Source organism: Ferroplasma sp. Type II (assembly GCF_000496155.1).
Map to the genome: position 1 here is coordinate 1 of NZ_KI542777.1, position 1,088 is coordinate 1,088.

Sequence of the window (1,088 nt, forward strand, 5' to 3'; positions counted from 1 at the left end):
CCTTGTCCACATATCCTCCAGTGTGTCAGTAATTCCTGTTAACCTTACAACTTTGATTCTATCTCCCGGTCTGTCATGGGATTCCTGTAATGCCCTTTTGGAATTTCAATCTCGCTTTCTAATGTTTTTCCCCTGCACTTTACCTCCAGCCTGATGGGAAGTTTTTCCGGATACTGTGCTGTGTACTCCTTAAGTTCGGTTATATGTATCTTATCCATTAATGCAATAATCTGTTTGTTTCTTATATCGTTGTAGTTATTTACCCAGAAATCCTTATTTACTAATGTCGAGGCTATAATGAATGGAAGGCTGTGGTCAGCTGTTTCCTTGTTGGTGGGATGCCATTTTTCCTTATCTGCAAGTATGGAAACCGCAGCCTCGTATGTATAAACTTCAATGGAATCTATGTTATTCATATCCAGGTCATTGACTAACTTCATGGATCCTTCCACAGCTGCCATGGCATGGTATTCAACTGGAAATTTCTTTACATACGTACGCATAATGCCATCGACCCTTTTACCCTCAAGTTTTGAGAAATCCATATCTGGTGCAACTATGTTCTTAAATCCCATTTTCCCTGACAGTGGCTCTGATGGGGCTGTGAAGCCATAAAGCGTGGCAAGTGCACCAAATACCGAATTTCTTGCACTGTTTGCTGCAGCCCCTGCCTTCCACATTGTGAGGCCACCTACCCTTGGCTGCCTCAGTGCCACATGTGGAACAAGTGCTATGGATATTGCATTTATTATCTGGTTTTCATTAAAATCAAGCAGTTTGGAAAGAGCTGCAGCCATGGCTATTTCAGTAAAATTTACATGGTCATAGCCCTTTGCCCTCAGTGATGTGGAATCACACAGCCTTGTTCCTATCTCATAGCCCACAGCAGCAGCTGTAATCAAATCCTTTCCAGTCTTATTGAAAATGGAGGAAATAGAAATTAATGGGCCGAACATGTCGCTTGGATGTAATGGTTCCAGTGACAGGTATGTGTCATTGAAATCCATGTATCTTATAAACAGTGAATTAAGAAATGCAGAGAAATCTGGAGATGATGTGCCCATGCCGATAATCTTGGCATTTCCAGG

The 1,088-nt window shown here is 41.9% G+C and carries 1 protein-coding gene; it reads right to left on the bottom strand.

All coding sequences use genetic code 11. From position 1 onward, the window contains the following. Positions 1 to 44 precede the first annotated feature (44 nt). The coding region (locus AMDU4_RS11010) for an MmgE/PrpD family protein (protein ID WP_290705139.1) at positions 45 to 1,088 on the bottom strand (1,044 nt) is incomplete at its 5' end.